We start from the raw sequence: 330 nt of genomic DNA, 5'->3' as shown, positions 1-330 counted from the left end.
AAAATTCACCGACCAGTTCCATGCAAATAATCTCAGGATCACTCAGCTTTGGCGCGTAACCTGCACCTCGCAAGGGTTTGGTGACGACTATTTTGTAATATTGCTCTACCATTAAATAGATATTGATGATAAATTCGGTGGTGTATCAGAAAGTATGCTGAGGAGATAAAAGGAGGGTGACAGTCAAAGCAAGATGATATATTTGAGGTTATGAAGACACAAATAGATATCAGCTGCCCCGACTGTCACAGTCCCAGTTTAAAGAAAAACGGCATAAAAAGCTATGGCAAGCAGAACTACCAATGCAAGGACTGCAAACGTCAATTTATT

The 330-nt window shown here is 40.3% G+C and carries 1 protein-coding gene and 1 pseudogene; one reads left to right on the top strand and one right to left on the bottom strand.

Annotated features, from left to right (window positions below; all coding sequences use genetic code 11):
• Positions 1-112, bottom strand: a pseudogene (locus EI162_RS14560) (IS982 family transposase); the annotation flags it as partial.
• A 98-nt stretch (positions 113-210) separates the two neighbouring features.
• On the opposite strand from EI162_RS14560, the gene EI162_RS14555 reads away from it, so the two are divergent.
• A partial coding sequence (locus tag EI162_RS14555; protein ID WP_192524998.1) for an IS1 family transposase occupies positions 211-330 on the top strand: 120 nt, incomplete at its 3' end.

It is taken from the genome of Psychrobacter sp. FME6, assembly GCF_014861365.1.
GTDB lineage: Bacteria > Pseudomonadota > Gammaproteobacteria > Pseudomonadales > Moraxellaceae > Psychrobacter.
The sequence above is the reverse complement of the archived record's forward strand: the minus strand, read 5'-3'. Positions and strand labels throughout refer to the sequence as shown.